Origin of the sequence: Pseudomonas sp. RIT-PI-S (assembly GCF_025642975.1) — a bacterium.
Lineage (GTDB): Bacteria > Pseudomonadota > Gammaproteobacteria > Pseudomonadales > Pseudomonadaceae > Aquipseudomonas.
Map to the genome: position 1 here is coordinate 47,497 of NZ_JANZKJ010000020.1, position 20,490 is coordinate 67,986.

A 20,490-nucleotide genomic window follows, 5' to 3' on the forward strand; every position below is an offset into this window, starting at 1 on the left:
TTACGCCCCGCGCCACTGACAGGCAGGCTGCTGCACCGCTACAATCCTCGCTTCAGATCGAGTACCTGGAGCCTTACCTTACCGTGCCAGTTCTGCGCCTCCCGCCGTTACCCTCCGTGGCGACTTCAGCTTCGCCGGTCAAACAGACCTGGGGCAACCTGCCAGGTGCCGCCCTGAGCCTGGCCATCGCCGAGGCAGCCAGCACCGCCAGGCGCTTTACCCTGCTGCTGACCCCCGACAGCCAGGCTGCGGACCGGCTCGAACACGAGCTTCGCTTCTTCGCCCCGGACCTGCCGGTGCTGCACTTCCCGGATTGGGAAACCCTCCCCTACGACCTGTTCTCGCCCCACCAGGACATCGTGTCCCAGCGCATCGCCGCCCTTTACCGGCTGCCTGAGCTGAGCCACGGCATTTTGGTAGTGCCGATAACCACAGCCCTACATCGGCTGGCGCCAACCCAGTTCCTGCTCGGCAGCAGCCTGGTACTGGACGTGGGCCAGACCTTGGACGTAGACGCCATGCGAACGCGCCTTGAGGCCGCGGGCTACCGCTACGTGGACACGGTCTACGAGCATGGCGAGTTCACCGTGCGAGGCGCGCTGGTGGACCTGTTCCCGATGGGCAGCAAGCTGCCCTACCGGATCGACCTGTTCGACGACGAAATCGAAACCCTGCGCACCTTCGACCCGGACACCCAGCGCTCGATCGACAAGGTGGCGTCGGTCCGCCTGCTTCCCGCCCGGGAGTTTCCGCTGCAAAAGGAGGCGGTCACCCGCTTCAAGGCGCGCTTCCGCGAGCGCTTCGACGTCGATTTCCGCCGCAGCCCGATCTTCCAGGACCTCAACAGCGGCATCACCCCGGCAGGTATCGAATACTACCTGCCACTGTTCTTCGACCAGACCTCCACGCTGTTCGACTACCTGCCCCAGGACACCCAAGTGTTCTCGCTGCCGGGGATCGAACAAGCCGCCGAACAATTCTGGAACGATGTGCGCAATCGTTTCGAAGAGCGCCGCATCGACCCGCTGCGGCCACTGCTGCCCCCGGCCGAACTGTTCCTGCCGGTGGAAGACTGCTTCGCCCGGCTCAAGAGTTGGCCGCGAGTGGTCGCTGGCAGCGAGGACCCAGGCACTGGCGCCGGCCGCGAGCGGTTCGCCGCCAGCCCGCTGCCCAACCTGGCCATCGAGGCCAAGGCCAGCCAACCAATGGCGGCACTGGCGCAATACCTGGACCAATTCCCTGGCCGGGTGTTGTTCACGGCTGAATCCGCCGGGCGCCGCGAGGTGCTGCTGGACATGCTCGCCCGCCTCAAGCTCAAGCCGCATACGGTCGACGGCTGGCCGGCCTTCGTCGAAAGCGATGCTCGCCTGGCCATTACCATCGCCCCGCTGGACGAAGGCTTGCAACTGGACGACCCCGCCCTGGCGCTGATCGCCGAAAGCCCGCTGTTCGGGCAGCGGGTGATGCAACGTCGGCGCCGGGAGAAGCGCGGCGATGTCAGCAGCGATGCGGTCATCAAGAACCTCACCGAGCTGCGCGAAGGCGCGCCGGTGGTGCACATCGACCACGGCGTGGGCCGCTACCTTGGGCTGGCGACCCTGGAGATCGAAAACCAGGCCGCCGAATTCCTCACCCTCGAATACGCCGAGAACGCCAAGCTCTATGTGCCCGTGGCCAACCTGCACCTGATCGCGCGGTACACCGGCAGCGACGACGCGCTCGCCCCGCTGCACCGGCTGGGCTCGGAAGCCTGGCAGAAGGCCAAGCGCAAGGCGGCCGAACAGGTGCGCGACGTGGCCGCGGAGTTGCTGGACATCTACGCGCGCCGCGCCGCGCGCAAGGGCTACGCCTTCGGCGACCCTGCGCTGGACTACGAGACCTTCAGCGCCGGTTTCGCCTTCGAGGAAACCCCAGACCAACAATCGGCGATCGAGGCCGTGCGCGCCGACATGCTCGCGCCACGCCCGATGGACCGCCTGGTGTGCGGCGACGTGGGGTTTGGCAAAACCGAGGTAGCCATGCGCGCGGCCTTTATCGCGGTGCATGGCGGCAGGCAGGTGGCTATTCTGGTGCCCACTACCCTGCTGGCCCAGCAGCATTACAACAGCTTCCGCGACCGCTTCGCCGATTGGCCGGTGCGCGTCGAGGTCATGAGCCGCTTCAAGTCGGCCAAGGAAGTGGCCGACGCCGTTGCCGAGCTCGCCGAAGGCAAGATCGACATCGTGATCGGCACCCACAAGCTGCTGCAGGACGACGTCAAGATCCAGAACCTCGGCCTGGTGATCATCGACGAGGAGCACCGCTTCGGCGTGCGTCAGAAGGAAGTACTCAAAGCCCTTCGTAGCGAAGTGGACATCCTTACCCTTACCGCAACGCCGATCCCGCGCACCCTGAACATGGCCATGTCGGGCATGCGCGACCTGTCCATCATCGCTACGCCGCCGGCGCGCCGGCTGTCCGTGCGGACCTTCGTGATGGAGCAGAACAAGAGCACGGTCAAGGAAGCCCTGCTGCGCGAGCTGCTTCGCGGCGGCCAGGTGTACTACCTGCACAACGATGTGAAAACCATCGAAAAGTGCGCCGCCGACCTGGCTGAATTGGTGCCCGAGGCGCGCATCGGCATCGGCCACGGGCAAATGCGCGAACGCGAGCTGGAACAGGTGATGAGCGACTTCTACCACAAGCGCTTCAACGTGCTGGTGGCCTCGACCATTATCGAAACCGGCATCGACGTGCCCAGCGCCAACACCATCATCATCGAACGCGCCGACAAGTTCGGCCTGGCGCAGTTGCACCAGCTGCGCGGGCGGGTGGGGCGTAGCCATCACCAGGCCTATGCTTACCTGCTCACGCCGTCACGCCAGCAGATCACCCCAGACGCGGAAAAACGCCTGGAAGCCATCGCCAACACCCAGGACCTGGGCGCAGGCTTCGTACTGGCCACCAACGACCTGGAAATCCGCGGCGCCGGTGAGTTGCTCGGCGAAGGCCAGAGCGGGCAGATCCAGGCGGTGGGCTTCACGCTGTACATGGAAATGCTCGAACGGGCGGTGAAGTCGATTCAAAAAGGCGAGCAGCCCAATCTGGACAAACCGCTCAGTGGTGGCCCTGAAATCAACCTCAGGCTACCGGCCCTGATTCCCGAGGATTACCTTCCCGACGTTCACGCGCGGCTGATTCTCTACAAGCGTATCGCTTCGGCTGTCGACGAAGAGGGCCTCAAGGACCTGCAAGTCGAGATGATCGACCGTTTCGGCCTGTTGCCAGAGCCGAGCAAGAACCTTATCCGCCTGACGTTGCTCAAGTTGCAGGCTGAAAAACTCGGCATTTTGAAGATAGACGGCGGGCCTCAGGGCGGGCGTATCGAATTCGCCGCGGAAACGCCGGTGGACCCGATGGTGCTGATCAAGCTCATCCAGAGCCAGCCCAAGCGCTACAAGTTCGAAGGCGCTACGCTATTCAAATTCCAGGTTCCCATGGAGCGGCCGGATGAGCGCTTCAATACCGTCGAAAGCCTGCTCGAACAACTGGCCAAGGCAGGGCCGGCCCATGCGTAACCGCCGCGCGTCGCCAGCAGTCGACGCCGCGCCATGCACGCCAGTGTAAGCGGCGCCGCCACGCCACGGCCCCGGTTGTGGCTGGGCAGCGTCGAGTTCAGCGCGTTCGAGCCACGCAATGGGCGGATGCAGCGCCACGTTCAGCATCGTGCCGCGCTCGCCTTCGGTTATAGCGGGCAATACCTGGCGCCCTCCTCCGGCCCCGCACCTCGCGGCAACGCCAGCGCGGTTGCCCGCGACCTGGGGGTTGAACGCCAGGCCCGGGAGCAACTGCTGCGTCTGGGCTTTCGTATCGCCACGCGGCAAAGCAAGGCACTGCCGGACAGCGCCGGAGAGCTCTACGAGCTGCCCTCCGACAGCGCCTGGCTTCGGTTTGTGTTGCACGACCTGCCCGCCCTGCGCGAACAAGGCTGGGAAATCGAATACGGCGAGCAATTCAGCTTTCAGCTCACCCCGGTAGATGACTGGTACGCAGTGGTCGAGGAAGCCAGCGGGCATGACTGGTTCGACCTGGAGCTGGGCATCGTGGTCAATGGGGAGCGGCAAAGCCTGTTGCCCATCCTCCTCAACCTGGTGCGCAGCCACCCAGATGCCCTGAAGCCTGGGGCGATCGCCAGGCGCAAGGACGACGAACTGCTGGTGGTGCCGCTGCCGGGCGCTCAGGCGAACAAGCGCGCCGTTCAGGTCGCGCTCCCCTACGCCCGGCTCAAGCCCGTGCTGGCGGCACTGGGCGACGTTTATCAACAAGAGGCCGGCGTGACCCGGCTGCGGCTAGCGACCCCCGATGCCTCGCGCCTCAATGCGCTCGCCGAGCTGCCGCTGCGCTGGCAAGGAGGGGAACGCTTGCGGGAGCTGGCTACCCGCCTGCGCGACCTGCGTAGCCGCCCTTGCCTTGCGCCTAGCGGCCTGAATGCAACCCTGCGCGGCTATCAGCTCGAGGGGCTGAGCTGGATGCAAAACCTGCGTGAACTGGAAGTGGGCGGCATACTGGCGGACGACATGGGCTTGGGCAAAACGCTACAAGCCCTGGCGCATATTCTTACCGAGAAGAACGCAGGGCGCCTCGACCGCCCGGTGATGGTGGTCATGCCCACCAGCCTGATTCCCAACTGGCAGGACGAAGCCAGCCGCTTCGCGCCGGGGCTCCGCGTGCTCACCTTGCAAGGGGTGGGCAGGAAGAAGTATTTCGATCGCCTGGATGAATACGACCTGCTGCTGACTACCTACGCCCTGCTGCCCAAGGACGTGGAACGCATCGGCCAGCTCAAGCTGCACCTGCTCATCCTCGACGAAGCCCAATACATCAAGACCCCCGGCAGCAAGGCGGCGCAGGCCGCTCGCCGCTTCGACGCCAGGCAACGCCTGTGCCTGAGCGGCACTCCGCTGGAAAACCACCTAGGCGAGCTCTGGTCGCTGTTCCACTTCCTGATGCCCGGCTGGCTGGGCGACAGCAAGGCCTTCAACCTCCACTACCGGGTGCCGATCGAGCGCCACGAAGACCAGGAACGCCTGCAACACCTTAATGCGAGGATCAAACCCTTCCTGCTACGTCGTACCAAAGAGCAAGTTGCCACTGAATTGCCCGCCAAGACCGACATCATCCAGTGGGTCGAGCTCAACGACGCCCAGCGCGACCTTTATGAAACCGTTCGCCTGGCGATGGACCGCAAAGTACGCGCGGAAATCAGCCGCAAAGGCATGGCCCGTAGCCAAATCATCATCCTGGAAGCCTTGCTCAAGCTGCGCCAGGTGTGCTGCGACCTGCGCCTGGTGGATAAATCTCGCGGCCCGGAGCTCGCCGGCAGTTCGGGTAAGCTCGAAAGCCTGATGGGCATGCTCGAGCGGCTGATGGCCGAGGACCGCCGCGTTCTAGTGTTTTCGCAGTTCACCTCGATGCTTGAGCTGATCGAAGCCGAGCTGCAACAGCGCGGCATGGGGTACGCGCTGCTCACCGGCAGCAGCCGTGACCGCCGCGCGCCCGTGGAGGACTTCCAGCAGGGCCGCAAGCGCATCTTCCTGATCAGCCTGAAGGCCGGCGGGGTCGGTTTGAACCTGACGGCCGCCGACACGGTGATTCACTATGACCCCTGGTGGAACCCCGCCGCGGAGCAACAAGCCACCGACCGCGCCTATCGCATCGGCCAGGACAAACCGGTATTCGTGTTCAAGCTGATCACCCGCGGGACCGTCGAAGAGAAAATCGCTCAACTGCAACAGGAAAAGACCGCTCTCGCCGCCGGGGTGCTCGATGGCCGCCGCGCCGCGGATTGGCGCTGGGAGCCGGAGGACATCGAAGCACTGCTCGAACCCTTGCCGGAGCAGCGATAGCCCGGGTGGCACCGGCTCGCCGGCTGCGCCTGTGGGAGATTCCAGGGTTGTCCGCAAGCTTTAATGCCTAGCCGCGCGGCTTGCTAGCGACAGACGTGATACGGAGCTGCGTCTGATCGCGGGCGAGCCCAGTGGTTACAGCCCTGATGTGCAGGAGCTGGCGACAGCCTGCGAACGTGATGAATCAGCCGTGCAATACCCTGGCCAACACGTTGCGGACCTTACCGATACCCTGATGCAGCGCCGCCTCGATCTCCGCCATGGTAATCACATCCGTACTTTTGCCTGCCGCGGGGTTCACCACCAGCGCCAGGCAGGCATAGGCCAAGTCGATTTCCCGGGCCAGCGCGGCTTCGGGCATACCGGTCATGCCGACGATGTCGCAGCCGTCGCGCTCCATCCGGGCGATCTCGGCAACGGTTTCCAACCGCGGCCCCTGGGTGCAGCCATACACGCCAAAGTCGCTGCCGGCATACCCCTCGGCCGCGAGCGCAGCGATCAACTGCTGGCGCAATGGCTCGCTGTAGGGGTAGCTGAAGTCGATGTGGGTCACCTGGTCCAGGTCATCGGCAAAGAACGTATGTTCGCGCCCACTGGTGTAATCCACCAATTGATGAGGCACGCACAGGTGACCGGTGCCCATGGCGGGGTGAATACCACCCACCGCGTTGACCGCCAGCACCGCCTGGGCGCCAGCCTGCTTGAGCGCCCAGAGGTTCGCCCGGTAGTTGACCTTGTGCGGTGGAAAACGATGCGGATGGCCATGCCGGGCCAGGAACAGTACCTCTCGCCCGGCATATTCGCCCACCAGCACCGGTGCGGAAGGCGCGCCATAGGGCGTTTCAATATCGACCGACCGGCGGATTTCCAGGCCGTCGAGCTGGGTCAACCCAGTCCCGCCAATGATTGCGTAGGTAGTCATGGTCAAGCTCCTGGCTCGAGCAGCCCGGCGTGGCGCAGCGCGCTCAGCGCTTGCAACCAGCGAGGGTGCTGCCGATATTCGGGGGTAAGGTAAGCGCGGCGGCGCATGCCGGCCAACCGCAACGGGGCAGTGACACCCAGGCGCTGGGCGGCGCCAAGCGCCAGCTCGGCAGCGGCGCGGTCATTGCACACCAGGCCCATGTCGCAACCGGCGCCAAGCGCGGCTTCGATACGTGCCGCCGCATCGCCCACCACGTGCGCGCCAGCCATGGACAGGTCGTCGCTGAAGATCACGCCCTCGAACGCCAGCTCGCCCCGCAGAATGTCCTGCAGCCAGCGGCGCGAGAAGCCTGCGGGGTTGGCATCTACCGCCGGGTAGATCACATGGGCAGGCATCACCGCCGCCAGGTGCTGCCGCAGCTGGATAAAGGGTTGCATATCAGTTGCGCGCAGCGTGGCAAGGTCGCGCTCATCCACCGGGATGGCCACGTGAGAATCGGCTTCGGCCCAGCCATGGCCGGGGAAGTGCTTCCCGCAAGCGGCCATGCCGGCCTGGTTCATACCCTCGATAAAAGCACCGGCCAGCGCCGTGGCCCTGAGCGGGTCGCCATTGAAAGAACGGGCGCCGATGACCGCGCTGCGCCCATGGTCGAGGTCCAGCACCGGGGCGAAGCTTAGGTCCAGCCCAGCGGCGAGCACTTCAACGGCCATGATCCAGCCGCAGGCCCGGGCCAGGGCTTCGGCCTCAACGCCCTGGGCAGCTTCAGCGATCCGGCCCATGGCCGGCAGGCGCACGAAGCCGTGGCGCAGGCGTTGCACCCGCCCGCCTTCCTGGTCGACCGCGAGGATCAGATCAGGGCGCAGGGCGCGGATGCTGGCGCACAAGTCTCGCACCTGGCGCGGATGCTCGATATTGCGGGCAAAAAGGATAAGGCCGCCCACCTGGGGTTGGCGCAGCAGATGACGGTCGTCGGCGGTCAGCCAAGTGCCGGCGATGTCGACCATCAGAGAGCCCTGAAGGCTGACGCTCATGAAAAATCCTTTGGGAAAGCAACGGGGCCGCTACTTTACCCAATCCATGGCAGGCTGTCGCGGCAGCTCAGGCCTTGACCGCGGTAGCCTTGCTGCGGGGCCGCAACTGCGCGCTGGACATCGCCGGATCGCTGACCCCGCTGTCGGCACGCATGCCCGCGGCCAGGAACGGCACCATCAGGCGCATGACCTGCTCGATCGAGGTATTCACGCCAAAATCATTCTCGGCGATGGCTCGCAGCGCCTTGATCCCGGACATGCTGAATGCCGCCGCGCCGAGCATGAAGTGCACCCGCCAGAACAGTTCCAGCGCGGGCACGCGCGGGGCGGCCTCATGGACCAGCAGCATGTAGCGGCGGAACACTTTGCCGTACATGTCTTCAAGATAACGACGCAAATGGCCCTGGCTCTCGCTGAATGCCAGGCCGAGCAGGCGCATGAAGATGGACAGGTCGTTATTGCTACGCGGCTGCACCGAGAGCGCTTGGTCCACAAGAATTTCCAGCAGCTCCTCGAGGCTCGCTCGGTGCTCCGGACGAGCGGCGCGGCGTTCCAGTTCTCGATCGAGACTCGCACAGAAAGGCCCCAGGAAACGAGAGAATACCGCCTGTATGAGGGCCTTCTTCGACCCGAAGTGGTAGTTCACCGCGGCGAGGTTGACCCCGGCCTTGCCGGTAATGAGCCGCAGAGACGTTTCGGCGAACCCTTTTTCCGCGAACAATTGTTCAGCGGCATCGAGAATGCGCTCGACGGTTTCCGACTGGGCCATGGTTGCTCCGGCTGACAAACAGGTGTTTGAAACATACGTTTGGCCCGCGTAACTTGTCAAGCCAGCCGGCTATTTTCCAGCCATACGGCCCGGCGTTCAAGCATTCGAATAGGCGCCTGGGGGATTGCCAAGCACGCCATACTGTATATAATTCCAGTCACTGTATAAAAAGCCAGAGCCAACGCCATGCAGAAACTTACGCCACGCCAGGCCGAGATCCTCGCTTTCATTAAGCGTTGCCTCGACGATAATGGCTTCCCCCCTACCCGCGCGGAGATCGCTCAGGAATTAGGGTTCAAGTCCCCCAATGCCGCCGAGGAACACCTCAAGGCGCTGGCACGCAAGGGTGCGATCGAAATGACGCCGGGGGCCTCACGTGGCATTCGCATTCCCGGTGCTGAACCGCGCCTGGCCAGCGAAGCTACCCTCCCGATCATTGGCCGCGTGGCTGCCGGTGCACCGATCCTCGCCGAGCAACATATCGAAGATGCCTGCAACATCAATCCTGCCTTCTTCCATCCCCGTGCGGACTACCTGCTGCGCGTTCATGGCATGAGCATGAAGGACGTCGGCATCATGGACGGCGACCTGCTGGCGGTGCACACCTGCCGAGAGGCTCGCAATGGCCAGATCGTCGTTGCGCGCATTGGCGAGGAAGTCACGGTAAAGCGTTTCAACCGTACCGGCCACAAAGTGCAATTGCTTGCTGAAAATCCCGAGTTCGCGCCCATTGAAATCGACCTGCGGGAACAGGAGCTAGTCATCGAAGGGCTCAGCGTCGGCGTCATCCGCCGATAATCAGGAGGCGACATGCAGTTTTCCCCGGTAATGCCCAATAGCGTTCAGCACACCCAGCTGTCGTTGTTCGAAGCCTTCATCGCCCCTGGCGGTCAGCCTTTTCAAAAGGTACCAATTGACAATTGGCCTGGCCAGGCTCCGGAGGTGTTCAGCGAGTTGAGCCTTCGCGGGGCGACGGGGAACTGCCTGAGCCTACTGGCCCCAATGCTTCGCGAGTTAAGCGACGGAGAACACATGCGCTGGCTGACGCTGGTAGCGCCACCGGCCAGCCTTACCCAGAACTGGTTGCGCGAAGCCGGGCTGAATCGAGAGCGGATCTTGTTACTGCAGCCGCGCGCCAACCAGACACCCCTGCAGCTTGTGTGCGAAGCATTGCGCCTCGGCAGGAGCCATACAGTGGTGAGTTGGGTGAACCCGCTGAACAGTGCAGGTCGTCAGCAATTGATCGCTGCGGCACGCCAGGGCGACGCGCAAAGCCTGAACATCCGAATGGGTTGAAATGGTCGTAGGGAGCAGGGCTGGCCATCCGGCAAAGCCCGCGAACCGCGGCGCCTGAGGTTGGCAGGTTGTCGCCTGCTCCTGCAGGGCAAGGCCGGAAGCTTGTCCTGAATCATTCAATGCAAAACGCGTGATGCCTCGCCATGATCGAAATCACCTTCGACCAGCTTGCCAGCCATCTGCACACCTACGCTCAGCATGGCCTTGGCGACTTCCACATGCTGCCCTTGAAGAAAAGCCTTGGCATCCTCGGAAAAGTTCAGCGTAACCAGCGAGCCTTCGTCCTCGGCGCGACGCAGCTCGATCCGGCCGTCTGGCAGTTCGACGATTTCAAGAAAGGACGTAGACATAACGTGAAGGTTCTCCGAGAAAGGCAGGCATTGTAGCAGCCGGCGCACGGATCAGCACTCACTTAGCCCGTCTCGGAACCTGATAGCCAAGGATTTAAGCTGCTGACGCCACTGTTCAAGCTCCTGTCGATCAAGCAACGGCGCGGGTGATGGCTCATCCAGGCTCACGGCCTGGATCAATGGCTGGGTTACATCATGCTTGGCTTTCTTGGGCGCTCGCGGCGGTTGCCACAGGCCCGAATACTCGCGCAGCAGGCCGGCTAGCCAGGTATCGCTGTTGCCGGCCAACTCGACCAGCTCCCCCAGTTGCGGGTTTGGCGCCGCTGCCAGGGCTTCGGCGGTCAGGAAGCGTTCGGCCCGCGGCGAGTCGGCGTCTGCCAGGCGATAGTACCCGGCAATCTCATGGCACAACCCAAGCAAGGCGCCGTACAGGTGAAACAATACCGCCTCGCGCTCTGCCTGGGCCAGCGCCACTGCATTCATGGCCGCGCCTTGTTCGGCGCGCCCTAACGCCTCCAGCGCCAGGCCTGCGAAGTAGATCTTCTGGTTGGTACGGGTGTACAGCTCATGAGCCATGGTGAACCTCCCAGAACAAGCCGGGCCGATGGGCCCGGCGGCATTTAGCGCTTGTCTTCGACCTTCCAGGCTTTGCCGTCATAGAAGGCTTTCCAGCCTGTTGGCTTGCCGTCGACCTCGGTCTGAACGTATTGCTCTTTGGTCTTGCGGCTGTAGCGTATCACCGAGTACCGCCCCTCGGGGTCCTTCACCGGCGCCTCGAACAGGAAATGATACTTAGGATCGATCTCATCCTTGTGCGGCAGCAGCTCACGGACCAGCGGCGCTCGAGTCTCGCGGTTTTTCGGGAACTGGCTGGCCGCCAGGAACAAGCCCGAGGCGCCATCACGTAGCACGTACGTGTCGTCCACTTTTTCACACTTGAGCTCAGGCATTTTTACCGCATCCATTTTCGGTGGCGCAGCCTCGCCATTCTTCAACAACTTGCGGGTGTTCTTGCAGGCCGCGTTGGTGCAGCCAAAAAACTTGCCGAAGCGGCCGGTCTTGAGCTGCATCTCGCTGCCACACTTGTCGCACTGGATGCTTGGGCCTTCGTAACCCTTGATGCGGAAGCTACCTTGCTCGATCTCGTAACCGGCGCAGTCCGGATTATTGCCGCAGATGTGCAGCTTGCGCTTCTCGTCCAGCAGGTAAGCGTCCATGGCCGTGGCACAAATCGGGCAACGGTGCTTGTTCAGCAACACCCGCGACTCAGATTCGCCCTCGTCGTCCGCAGCGATCTCATCACCCGGCACCAGGTTGATGGTCGCCTTGCAGCGCTCCTTGGGCGGCAGGCTATAGCCTGAGCAGCCAAGGAACACACCGGTCGAGGCGGTGCGAATCATCATCGGCCGGCCACACTCCTTGCAAGGAATGTCGGTCAGCGTGGGCTGATTGGCACGCATGCCGTTCTCGCTTGCCTCGGCGACCTCCAGCTTGGTCTTGAAGTCGTCGTAGAACTCGTCCAGTACGTTCTTCCAATCCCGCTCGCCCTGGGCCACGTCGTCCAGGTGCTCTTCCATGCCGGCGGTGAACCCGTAGTCCATCAGGTTGGCGAAGCTCTCGCCCAGCCGCTCGGTGACGATGTCGCCCATTTTTTCCGAGTAGAAGCGGCGGTTATGCAGGGTGACGTAGCCGCGATCCTGGATGGTGGAGATGATTGCGGCGTAAGTGGATGGCCGGCCAATCCCGCGCTTTTCCATTTCCTTGACCAGGCTGGCCTCGGAATAACGCGCCGGCGGCTTAGTGAAGTGCTGGGTAGGGTCAAGGTGAAGCAGCTGCAACGCCTCACCTTGGGCCATGTCGGGTAACACATCGTCCTCGCCCGGCTTGCTCACCTGCGGCAAAACCCGGGTGTAACCGTCGAACTTGAGGATACGGCCCTTGGCACGCAGTTCGAAGCTTCCAGCCGCGACCGTCAGGGTGGTGGACAGGTATTGCGCTGGCGGCATCTGGCAGGCCAGGAACTGGCGCCAGATCAACTCATACAGCCGTTCGGCATCGCGCTCCATGCCGTTGAGCTGGGAAGGATGCAGATTCACGTCCGAAGGGCGGATCGCTTCGTGCGCCTCCTGGGCCCCCTCCTTGCTGCCGTACACGTTCGGTGTGGCGGGCAGGTACTGTTTGCCGAAATTACCTTCAATGTAGCTGCGCGCCATTTCTACCGCATCCACCGACAGGTTGGTGGAGTCGGTACGCATGTAGGTGATGTAGCCCGCTTCGTACAGCCGCTGGGCCATCATCATGGTCTTCTTCACGCCGAAGCCAAGCCGGTTGCTCGCGGCCTGCTGCAAGGTCGACGTAATGAACGGGGCCGAGGGCTTGCTGCTGGTGGGCTTGTCTTCGCGCTTGGCCACGCTGTAAGTGGAGGCCTTGAGCTTCTCCACGGCCGCCATGGCTTGAGCTTCGTTCAGCGGCTTGAAGGCTTCGCCATTCTCGCGGGCGACCTCGAAACGCACCTTGGCCTTGCTGCTGGCGAGGTCCGCGTGCAGCTCCCAGTATTCTTGCGGGATGAAGGCGCGGATTTCCCGCTCCCGCTCCACCACCAGCTTCACCGCGACGGACTGGACGCGGCCGGCGGACAGGCCACGGGCAATCTTTTGCCACAGCAGCGGGGACACCATGTAACCCACTACACGGTCGAGGAAACGCCGCGCCTGCTGCGCATTCACCCGGTCGATGTCCAGCTCGCCAGGCTGCGAGAAGGCTTCCTGGATGGCTTTCTTGGTGATTTCGTTGAACACCACCCGCTTGTAGCGAGCGTCGTCGCCGCCTATGGCTTCGCGCAGGTGCCAGGCGATGGCCTCTCCTTCGCGGTCAAGGTCGGTCGCGAGATAGATGGTGTCGGCATCCTTGGCGAGCTTGCGCAGCTCGTCGATCACCTTCTCCTTGCCGGGAAGGATCTCGTACTTGGCTTTCCAGCCATGCTCGGGATCTACCCCCATGCGCGCCACCAGCTGCCGCCGGGCCTTTTCGCGCGGTGACAGCACAGGGGCCTCGCTCGCTGCCTTGGCTTTGCGTGCAGCAGGCTCACGGGTGGTGGACGAACCGCTGGTGGGCAGGTCACGGATATGGCCGATGCTGGACTTCACCACGTACTGGTTGCCCAGGTACTTGTTGATCGTCTTGGCCTTGGCCGGGGATTCCACAATGACCAGCGATTTTCCCATGGATCGGAAGGTTCCTAAAAACAGAAATGGAAGGCGGCGACGCCTTTCGAGGCCCCGCTATATATAGTGGCAACCGGATGAGGTCAAGCGTAGTGCCTAAATGACATCAGGCGCGGCGGTTTCAAAAAGGCTGCCCTCGGCCTGCACCAAAGCAAAGCGCGGGACCTGTTCCCCGTCAACTTCGACAGATTCCAGGAACATCTCCAGAGGCCGTACCCACAAGCCGTACTCGCCGTACAAGGCCTGGTAGAAAACCACCTGCTGCTCGGTCTCGGAGTGGCGCGCGACGCCGAACACGCGATACTCCGGGCCCTTGTAATGCCTGTAGACGCCAGGTTGTAACAGCATATGCCGCCTCACTTCTCTAAACGCTGAAAAACAAAAACCGGGGCACCTGGCCCCGGTCCTTGCTACACGCGGTTATCAGACCCGCTCGAACACCGTGGTGATGCCCTGGCCAAGGCCGATACACATGGTAGCGACGCCGAGGGTGGCGCCCTTTTGTTTCATTACGTTAAGCAGAGTGCCGGAAATACGAGCACCTGAGCAACCGAAAGGATGCCCCAAAGCAATCGCGCCGCCGTGCAGGTTGACCTTCTCGTCCATCTTGTCGAGCACCTTGAGGTCCTTGAGGACCGGCAGTGCCTGTGCCGCGAAGGCTTCGTTGAGCTCGAAGCAATCGATGTCGGCGACGGTCAGGCCGGCGCGCTTGAGCGCCTTCTGGGTCGCCGGCACGGGGCCATAGCCCATGATCGACGGATCGACACCGGCCACCGCCATGGAACGGATCACCGCCATTGGCTGCAGGCCCAGGTCTTTGGCGCGTTGCGCCGACATCACGATCATGCAGGAAGCGCCGTCGGTGATCTGCGAGGACGTACCCGCGGTCACGGTACCACCTTTAGGGTTGAACGCCGGTTTCAGGGCGGCCAAGCCTTCGAGGGTGGTTTCAGGGCGGATGGTTTCGTCATAGTCGAAGACCTTGAGGAAACCATTCTCGTCATACCCTTCCATTGGGATGATTTCATCCTTGAACAGCCCTTCCACGGTTGCCTTGTGGGCAAGCTGGTGGGAGCGCACGCCGAAGGCATCCTGTTGCTCGCGAGTGATGCCGTGCATCTTGCCCAGCAGCTCGGCGGTCAGGCCCATCATCCCAGCAGCCTTGGCCGCATGCAGGGACAGCTGCGGGTTAGGGTCCACGCCGTGCATCATGCTCACGTGCCCCATGTGTTCTACGCCACCGATAACGAAGACGTCGCCGTTGCCGGTCTGGATCGCCTGGGCCGCGGTGTGCAGCGCGCTCATGGACGAACCGCACAGACGGCTGACGGTTTGCGCCGCCGAGGTATGCGGAATGCGGGTCATCAGCGATGCCATGCGGGCGATGTTCCAGCCCTGCTCCAGGGTCTGGTTGACGCAGCCCCAGATCACGTCCTCGACCTCGTTAGGGTCGACGTTGGGGTTACGCGCCAGCAACTGGTCGATCAGGTACGCCGACATGCTCTCGGCGCGGGTGTTGCGATGCATGCCGCCCTTGGAGCGGCCCATGGGAGTACGACCGAAGTCGACGATCACCACATCTCTTGGATTCAGGCTCATAGTGCAAATCTCGCTCTGTTGTCGGGCGGCTCAACCAAAGAAGCGCTGGCCGGTACGGGCCATTTCACGCAGCTTCTCGGTGGGGTGATACAGCGGGCCCAGATCGGCGTAGCGGTCGGCGATCGCCACGAACTCAGCAACGCCAATCGAATCGATGTAACGCAGCGCACCACCACGGAAGGGAGGGAAACCGATGCCATACACGAGGCCCATATCGGCTTCGGCGGCGGTCTCGACGATGCCATCTTCCAGGCAGCGAACGGTCTCCAGGCACAGCGGGATCATCATCCAGTTGATGATGTCTTCGTCCGTGACTTCACGCTGCTCGTAGATCACCGGCTTGAGCACTTCGAGCACCGCGGCGTCGGCGACTTTCTTCGGTTTGCCGCGCTTGTCGGTTTCGTAGGCGTAGAAGCCCTTGCCGTTCTTCTGGCCCAGGCGATCGGCCTCGTACAGCGCGTCGATAGCGCTACGACGGTCATCCTTCATGCGATCCGGGAAGCCCTCGGCCATCACGTCGCGACCATGGTGACCGGTGTCGATACCGACCACGTCCATCAGGTAGGCCGGGCCCATGGGCCAGCCGAACTTCTCCATGACCTTGTCAATGCGCACGAAGTCCACACCCGCGCTGACCAGCTTGGCGAAACCACCGAAGTACGGGAACAGTACGCGGTTCACTAAAAAGCCCGGGCAGTCGTTGACCACGATCGGGTTCTTGCCCATCTTCTTGGCGTAAGCCACGGTGGTAGCCACCGCTTCTTCGCTGGATTTCTCGCCGCGGATGACTTCAACCAGCGGCATCATGTGCACGGGGTTGAAGAAGTGCATGCCGACGAAGTTTTCCGGGCGCTTGAGTGCCTTGGCCAACAGGCTGATGGAAATGGTGGAGGTGTTGGAAGCGAGGATCGTGTCTTCCTTGACCTGGCCTTCCACTTCAGCCAATACGGCTTGCTTGACCTTCGGGTTCTCGACAACGGCTTCGACGACGATGTCGACGTGGCCGAAATCGCCATACGACAGGGTCGGGCGGATGGCATTGAGGGCCACGGCCATTTTCGCCGGGGTCAGGCGGCCTTTCTCTACCTGCTTGCCGAGCAGCTTCGAGGCTTCGTTCAGGCCTTGCTCGATACCCTTCTCGTTGATGTCCTTCATCAGGATAGGGGTGCCTTTATAGGCGGACTGGTAGGCGATGCCCCCACCCATGATGCCTGCGCCGAGCACGGCGGCCTGCTTCACGTCGCGCGCCTGCTTGTCGTAGATCTTGGCCTTGCGCTTGAGCTCCTGATCGTTCAGGAACAAGCCAATGAGGCTTTCGGCGGCAGAGGTCTTGGCCATTTTCACAAAGCCGGCGGCTTCGATTTCCAAGGCCTTGTCGCGGCCGAAATTGGCGGCTTTCTGGATAGCTTTGATCGCTTCCACCGGCGCCGGGTAGTTCGGACCGGCCTGGCCTGCCACGAAGCCCTTGGCCGTTTCGAAGATCATCATCTGTTCGATGGCGTTGAGCTTGATCTTTTCCAGCTTCGGCTGGCGACGGGCCAGGTGATCGATCTCACCGGCAATCGCGCGCTTGACCAGATCCAGCGCGGCATCGCGCAGCTGCTCGGGCGCCACCACCACGTCCACGGCACGCACCTTGAGAGCGTCATCCGGGCGTTGTTCCTTGCCAGAAGCGATCCACTCGATGGCGTTGTCCGCGCCGATCAGGCGAGGCAAGCGCACGGTGCCGCCAAAGCCTGGGTAGATGCCCAGCTTGACTTCCGGCAGGCCGATCTTCGCCGCAGTAGACATCACGCGGAAGTCCGCGGCCAGGGCCATTTCAAGGCCGCCGCCGAGCGCGATGCCGTTGATCGCTACCACGGTGGGGTACGGCAGGTCTTCGAAGTCGCTGAAAATCTTGTTGACTTCCAGGTTTCCGGCAGTCAGCTCGGCTTCGGGCAGCTTGAAGTTATCGACGAACTCGGTGATGTCGGCACCGACGATGAATACATCCTTGCCGCTGGTAACCACCACGCCCTTGACCGACGCGTCGGCCTTGAGCGCTTCTACCGCCTCGCGCAGCTCGTTGAGGGTAAGGCGGTTGAACTTGTTGACGGACTCACCCTTGAGGTCGAAATTGAGTTCGACGATGCCACTTTCAAGAGCCTTAACCGTGATGGCTTTACCTTCGTAAATCATCAACTGATCTCCAGGAATGGAAGCTGAACATTACGTGCTGGAGCGGCCTTTCGGCCTACCCGCCAGCACGCGTTCGGGAGCATGAAGCCAAGGCAAACGCTCGATTCATACGCCCGTTTGATTCGGGTGTGCACACCTTCAGCGAAAAGCCGAGGATTGTCAATCGCCCCGAAAACGGCCTGCTACCGCGACCGCTCGGTCACTTGCCCGCTTGAGCGTAGACAGCCAACGCCCGGTTGCAGTCGGATGATTATGGTCACCCAGGTGGTCATAACGATGAATGGCCGAGAATTCATGTCGCCCATTGGCATCGCCGGCTAAGCTCTCGCCCATTCACCGGCCTGCCTGGCCTCGCCCGGCTTCACCGCCGGGTTTTTTATCGCTGCATCGCCAGCCCCAGGCACTCAAGTTTCCCCTGTGTATTGCCGACACCCTCTGAGTACTTGCTAGGCCAAGTGGCATGCCGTTGCCCAAGCGCCCCGCATATCCTTGGTCCTGACAATAACGCGGAGAAGCCCCATGACCTTGCTGCGCAACCTGTCCATCAGCCGGCGGCTGTGGCTTATCCTCGTTCTGGCCATTGCCATGCTCGTGGCTTTAGGCCTGGTCATGCTCAAGCAAATTCATGACGACCTCTATCAGGCCAAGGCGCAGAAAACCATGCACGTGGTGCAGACCGCCACGGGCCTGCTGGACTATTTCAACGGTTTGGAAAAAGCCGGCACGCTCAGCCACGACCAGGCACAGCAGCAAGCGATCGCGGCTGTCCGCGGCCTTCGCTACGGCGGCAGCGATTACTTCTGGATCAATGACCTGCGCCCGGTGATGGTGATGCACGCGACCAACGCCAAGCTCGAAGGGCAGGACCTGTCTGGTATCCGAGACCCGGACGGCTTTGCCGTGTTCAACGAGATGGTGGCCGTTGCCAAGACCAAAGGTGCCGGCATGATCGATTACCGCTGGCCGAAGCCGGGCGCCAGCGAGCCTGTGGCGAAAATGTCTTATGTGCAGCTGTTCCAGCCGTGGGGCTGGGTGATCGGTTCCGGCGTCTACGTTGATGACGTGCAGGCGGAGTTCCGCGCGCAGGTCATCCGGGTATCGGTCGCGGCATTGCTGATCGCGGCCGTGATGGCCCTGGCGATCATTCTCATTGCGCGCAGCATCGTGCACCCGCTGCGTGAGTCGGTTGGCGCTCTGGCCAACATCGCCAGCGGCGATGGCGACCTCACCCGGGAACTGCAAACCCTGGGCAACGATGAAGTTACCCAACTGGGCCTCCACTTCAACGGCTTCACCCGCAAGATGCGCGGGGTGATCGGCCAGTTGCAGGCATGCGCCGATGAGCTGGACCAGTCTTCGCGCGAACTGGGCAGCAATGCGCTCAACGCCCAGTCGACCAGCCTGCGCCAGTGCGAGCAGATGGACTTGGTTACCGCGGCGGTGAGCCAGGTTACCCACGGCGTGCAGGATGTGGCCCGCAACGCCGAACAGGCCGCCAATGCCATGCGCAGCGCTGAAGCCCAGGCCCGCGACGGCCAGGCCAATATCGACAGCAGCATGCGGCAGATCGACCAACTGTCGGCGACCATCGGCCAGGCGGTGGAGGTGATCCGCACCCTTGCCAGCGAAAGCACCCAGATCGGTAGCGTATTGGAGGTCATCAGCTCCATTGCAGAGCAAACCAACCTGTTGGCGCTCAACGCTGCAATCGAAGCGGCTCGCGCCGGCGAACAGGGCCGGGGCTTCGCTGTGGTAGCAGACGAGGTGCGCCTGCTGGCCCAGCGCACGCAAAAATCCACGGCACAGATCCAGGCCATGACCGAACGCCTGCAGCATCAGTCCGAAGCCGCGGTGAAAGTCATCGACCAGAGCAGCCAGGCCTCGCGCCTGACCATCGAGCAGGCCAGCGAGGCCGGGCGCAGCCTGGAGGCCATCGTTCAAGCGCTGCGTACCCTCAACGGGCTCAATACGTCTATCGCCAGCGCCACGCTGGAGCAGACTCAAGTGGTCGAGGACATCAACCAGAACGTCACCCAGGCCGCGGGCCTGTCGCAGGGCACCGCCGAGGCCGCCGAACAGTCGAGCAACACCAGCGTGCAGATGAAAACCCTGAGTGAACAACTCAGCCAGGCGTTGCGGCAGTTCCAGGTATAAGGGTCCGCTGCTAGAGCACCGCCAGGGCGCGCAGGGCACGGTCGATCAGCTCGGCCTGCTCCGCGCCGCCGCCCTCCCCCCAGATGGCACTGACCATCCGCCCCTGCGCCTGGACTTTCCAGACGTCGCCCGGTAACTGCCGCAACAGTTCCAGCGCAGCGGGCTGCGGGCAAGGCTCGCGCCATTCATTGACCCAGCAGCCCGCCTCCGGCTGCCACCAGGTCCAGTCTCCGTTGGCGCTCGCTGGGCGCGGCCGGTGATACTGCGCCGCCGGTGAAGGCAGCTGCGCGGGCATCCAGTGAGGCCACTGCTGGGGCGCCAGCTGCATGCCCAACCCCAAGGCCCTTGCGCGCAGGCGACAGGCCATTCGGCCGTTCTGCCGGTGAGACGGGCGCAACCAGGCCAAGGGGCTCAGTAACACCGCAAGGATTGACACCACTATCCAGACCGTCATAGAACTCTCCCCGCGATTTACAAACAACCCCTTGGTGGGAGTGCACCCTTCCACCATGAAAGGGCCATAATCAAGCCAATACCTTTGCCTGGAGCAACGCGCCATGTCCTACCAACATATCCTCGTAGCCGTGGATCTGACCGAGGAATGCGACCCGGTCATCAAACGGGCCCGGGCCCTCGCTGAAGCCACCAGGGCCAAGCTCTCGCTGGTGCACATCGTCGAACCGATGGCCATGGCCTTCGGCGGCGACGTGCCAATGGACCTGTCCCAGCTGCAACAGCAGCAGTTCGACCAAGCCAAGGAACGCATGCGCGCCCTTCGGGCGAAATATCCGGATGTGTCAGAAGAGTATTGCCACCTGACCTACGGCCAACCCCGGCAGGAAATTCACAAGCTCGCCAAAGACAAGGGCTACGACCTGATCATCGTCGGCAGCCATGGCCGGCACGGCCTGGGCCTGCTGCTGGGTTCGACCTCCAACGATGTGCTGCATGGCGCGCCCTGTGACGTGCTGGCGGTGCGGCTGGAGCGAGTCAAAACCGAGAAGGCCTGACTCAGCCCCAGGGCGGTTCTGATGGCCCGCGGCATCGCTGGCCGCCACCCGCCTCTCCCGTAGCGGCCGAGC

Annotated in this window: 16 protein-coding genes; 6 read left to right on the top strand and 10 right to left on the bottom strand. The window is 62.8% G+C overall.

Annotated features, from left to right (window positions below; translation table 11 throughout):
- Positions 1–83 precede the first annotated feature (83 nt).
- Both mfd and OGL93_RS21130 read left to right on the top strand, forming a co-directional pair.
- Positions 84–3,557 carry a transcription-repair coupling factor gene (gene mfd, locus OGL93_RS21125; protein WP_263264941.1) on the top strand — a complete coding sequence of 1,158 codons (3,474 nt, stop codon included), beginning with the start codon at positions 84–86 and terminating at the stop codon, positions 3,555–3,557.
- Between the two features lie 33 nt (positions 3,558–3,590).
- Positions 3,591–5,885, top strand: a complete 2,295-nt coding sequence (locus OGL93_RS21130; RefSeq protein WP_263264942.1) for a DEAD/DEAH box helicase — start codon at positions 3,591–3,593, stop codon at positions 5,883–5,885.
- A gap of 184 nt (positions 5,886–6,069) precedes the next feature.
- Here OGL93_RS21130 and OGL93_RS21135 read toward each other — a convergent pair whose 3' ends face one another.
- From OGL93_RS21135 to OGL93_RS21145, 3 genes are all read right to left on the bottom strand, one after another.
- Positions 6,070–6,807 (bottom strand): S-methyl-5'-thioinosine phosphorylase, encoded by a 738-nt coding sequence (locus OGL93_RS21135; protein ID WP_263264943.1) that lies wholly within the window; start codon positions 6,805–6,807, stop codon positions 6,070–6,072.
- Positions 6,808–6,809: 2 nt separating this feature from the next.
- The gene (gene nagZ, locus OGL93_RS21140; protein WP_263264944.1) at positions 6,810–7,838 is read right to left on the bottom strand and encodes a beta-N-acetylhexosaminidase; all 1,029 of its coding nucleotides are present in this window, start codon (positions 7,836–7,838) and stop codon (positions 6,810–6,812) included.
- A 67-nt stretch (positions 7,839–7,905) separates the two neighbouring features.
- A complete protein-coding gene (locus OGL93_RS21145; protein WP_263264945.1) occupies positions 7,906–8,607 on the bottom strand; it encodes a TetR/AcrR family transcriptional regulator in 702 nt (233 codons plus the stop codon).
- Positions 8,608–8,793: 186 nt separating this feature from the next.
- Between OGL93_RS21145 and lexA the strand changes: the two genes are divergently transcribed.
- Both lexA and sulA read left to right on the top strand, forming a co-directional pair.
- Positions 8,794–9,405 (top strand): transcriptional repressor LexA, encoded by a 612-nt coding sequence (gene lexA / locus OGL93_RS21150; protein WP_263264947.1) that lies wholly within the window; start codon positions 8,794–8,796, stop codon positions 9,403–9,405.
- A gap of 12 nt (positions 9,406–9,417) precedes the next feature.
- Positions 9,418–9,903 (top strand): SOS-induced cell division inhibitor SulA, encoded by a 486-nt coding sequence (gene sulA, locus OGL93_RS21155; RefSeq protein WP_263264949.1) that lies wholly within the window; start codon positions 9,418–9,420, stop codon positions 9,901–9,903.
- 116 nt (positions 9,904–10,019) lie between these two features.
- Here sulA and OGL93_RS21160 read toward each other — a convergent pair whose 3' ends face one another.
- The 6 genes from OGL93_RS21160 to fadB all read right to left on the bottom strand — a co-directional run bounded on the left by OGL93_RS21160 (position 10,020) and on the right by fadB (position 17,254).
- Positions 10,020–10,253 (bottom strand): hypothetical protein, encoded by a 234-nt coding sequence (locus OGL93_RS21160; RefSeq protein ID WP_263264950.1) that lies wholly within the window; start codon positions 10,251–10,253, stop codon positions 10,020–10,022.
- 51 nt (positions 10,254–10,304) lie between these two features.
- The gene (locus tag OGL93_RS21165; protein WP_263264951.1) at positions 10,305–10,829 is read right to left on the bottom strand and encodes a DUF6586 family protein; all 525 of its coding nucleotides are present in this window, start codon (positions 10,827–10,829) and stop codon (positions 10,305–10,307) included.
- 44 nt (positions 10,830–10,873) lie between these two features.
- Positions 10,874–13,477, bottom strand: coding sequence for a type I DNA topoisomerase (gene topA / locus OGL93_RS21170; protein ID WP_263264952.1), 2,604 nt, complete (start codon positions 13,475–13,477; stop codon positions 10,874–10,876).
- A 96-nt stretch (positions 13,478–13,573) separates the two neighbouring features.
- Positions 13,574–13,825: a DUF1653 domain-containing protein gene (locus OGL93_RS21175; RefSeq protein ID WP_263264953.1), complete on the bottom strand. Its 252-nt coding sequence runs from the start codon at positions 13,823–13,825 to the stop codon at positions 13,574–13,576.
- Positions 13,826–13,900: 75 nt separating this feature from the next.
- The gene (fadA, locus tag OGL93_RS21180) at positions 13,901–15,076 is read right to left on the bottom strand and encodes an acetyl-CoA C-acyltransferase FadA (protein ID WP_263264954.1); all 1,176 of its coding nucleotides are present in this window, start codon (positions 15,074–15,076) and stop codon (positions 13,901–13,903) included.
- 30 nt (positions 15,077–15,106) lie between these two features.
- Positions 15,107–17,254, bottom strand: a complete 2,148-nt coding sequence (gene fadB, locus OGL93_RS21185) for a fatty acid oxidation complex subunit alpha FadB (RefSeq protein WP_263264956.1) — start codon at positions 17,252–17,254, stop codon at positions 15,107–15,109.
- Positions 17,255–17,773: 519 nt separating this feature from the next.
- Between fadB and OGL93_RS21190 the strand changes: the two genes are divergently transcribed.
- Entirely contained in the window at positions 17,774–19,408 is a 1,635-nt protein-coding gene (locus tag OGL93_RS21190) for a methyl-accepting chemotaxis protein (protein WP_263264957.1), read from the top strand.
- Between the two features lie 10 nt (positions 19,409–19,418).
- On the opposite strand, the gene OGL93_RS21195 is transcribed toward OGL93_RS21190, so the two are convergent.
- Complete coding sequence (locus OGL93_RS21195) at positions 19,419–19,862, bottom strand: hypothetical protein (protein ID WP_263264958.1); 444 nt, start codon at positions 19,860–19,862, stop codon at positions 19,419–19,421.
- A 103-nt stretch (positions 19,863–19,965) separates the two neighbouring features.
- On the opposite strand from OGL93_RS21195, the gene OGL93_RS21200 reads away from it, so the two are divergent.
- Positions 19,966–20,418: a universal stress protein gene (locus tag OGL93_RS21200; protein ID WP_263264959.1), complete on the top strand. Its 453-nt coding sequence runs from the start codon at positions 19,966–19,968 to the stop codon at positions 20,416–20,418.
- Positions 20,419–20,490: the final 72 nt, after the last annotated feature.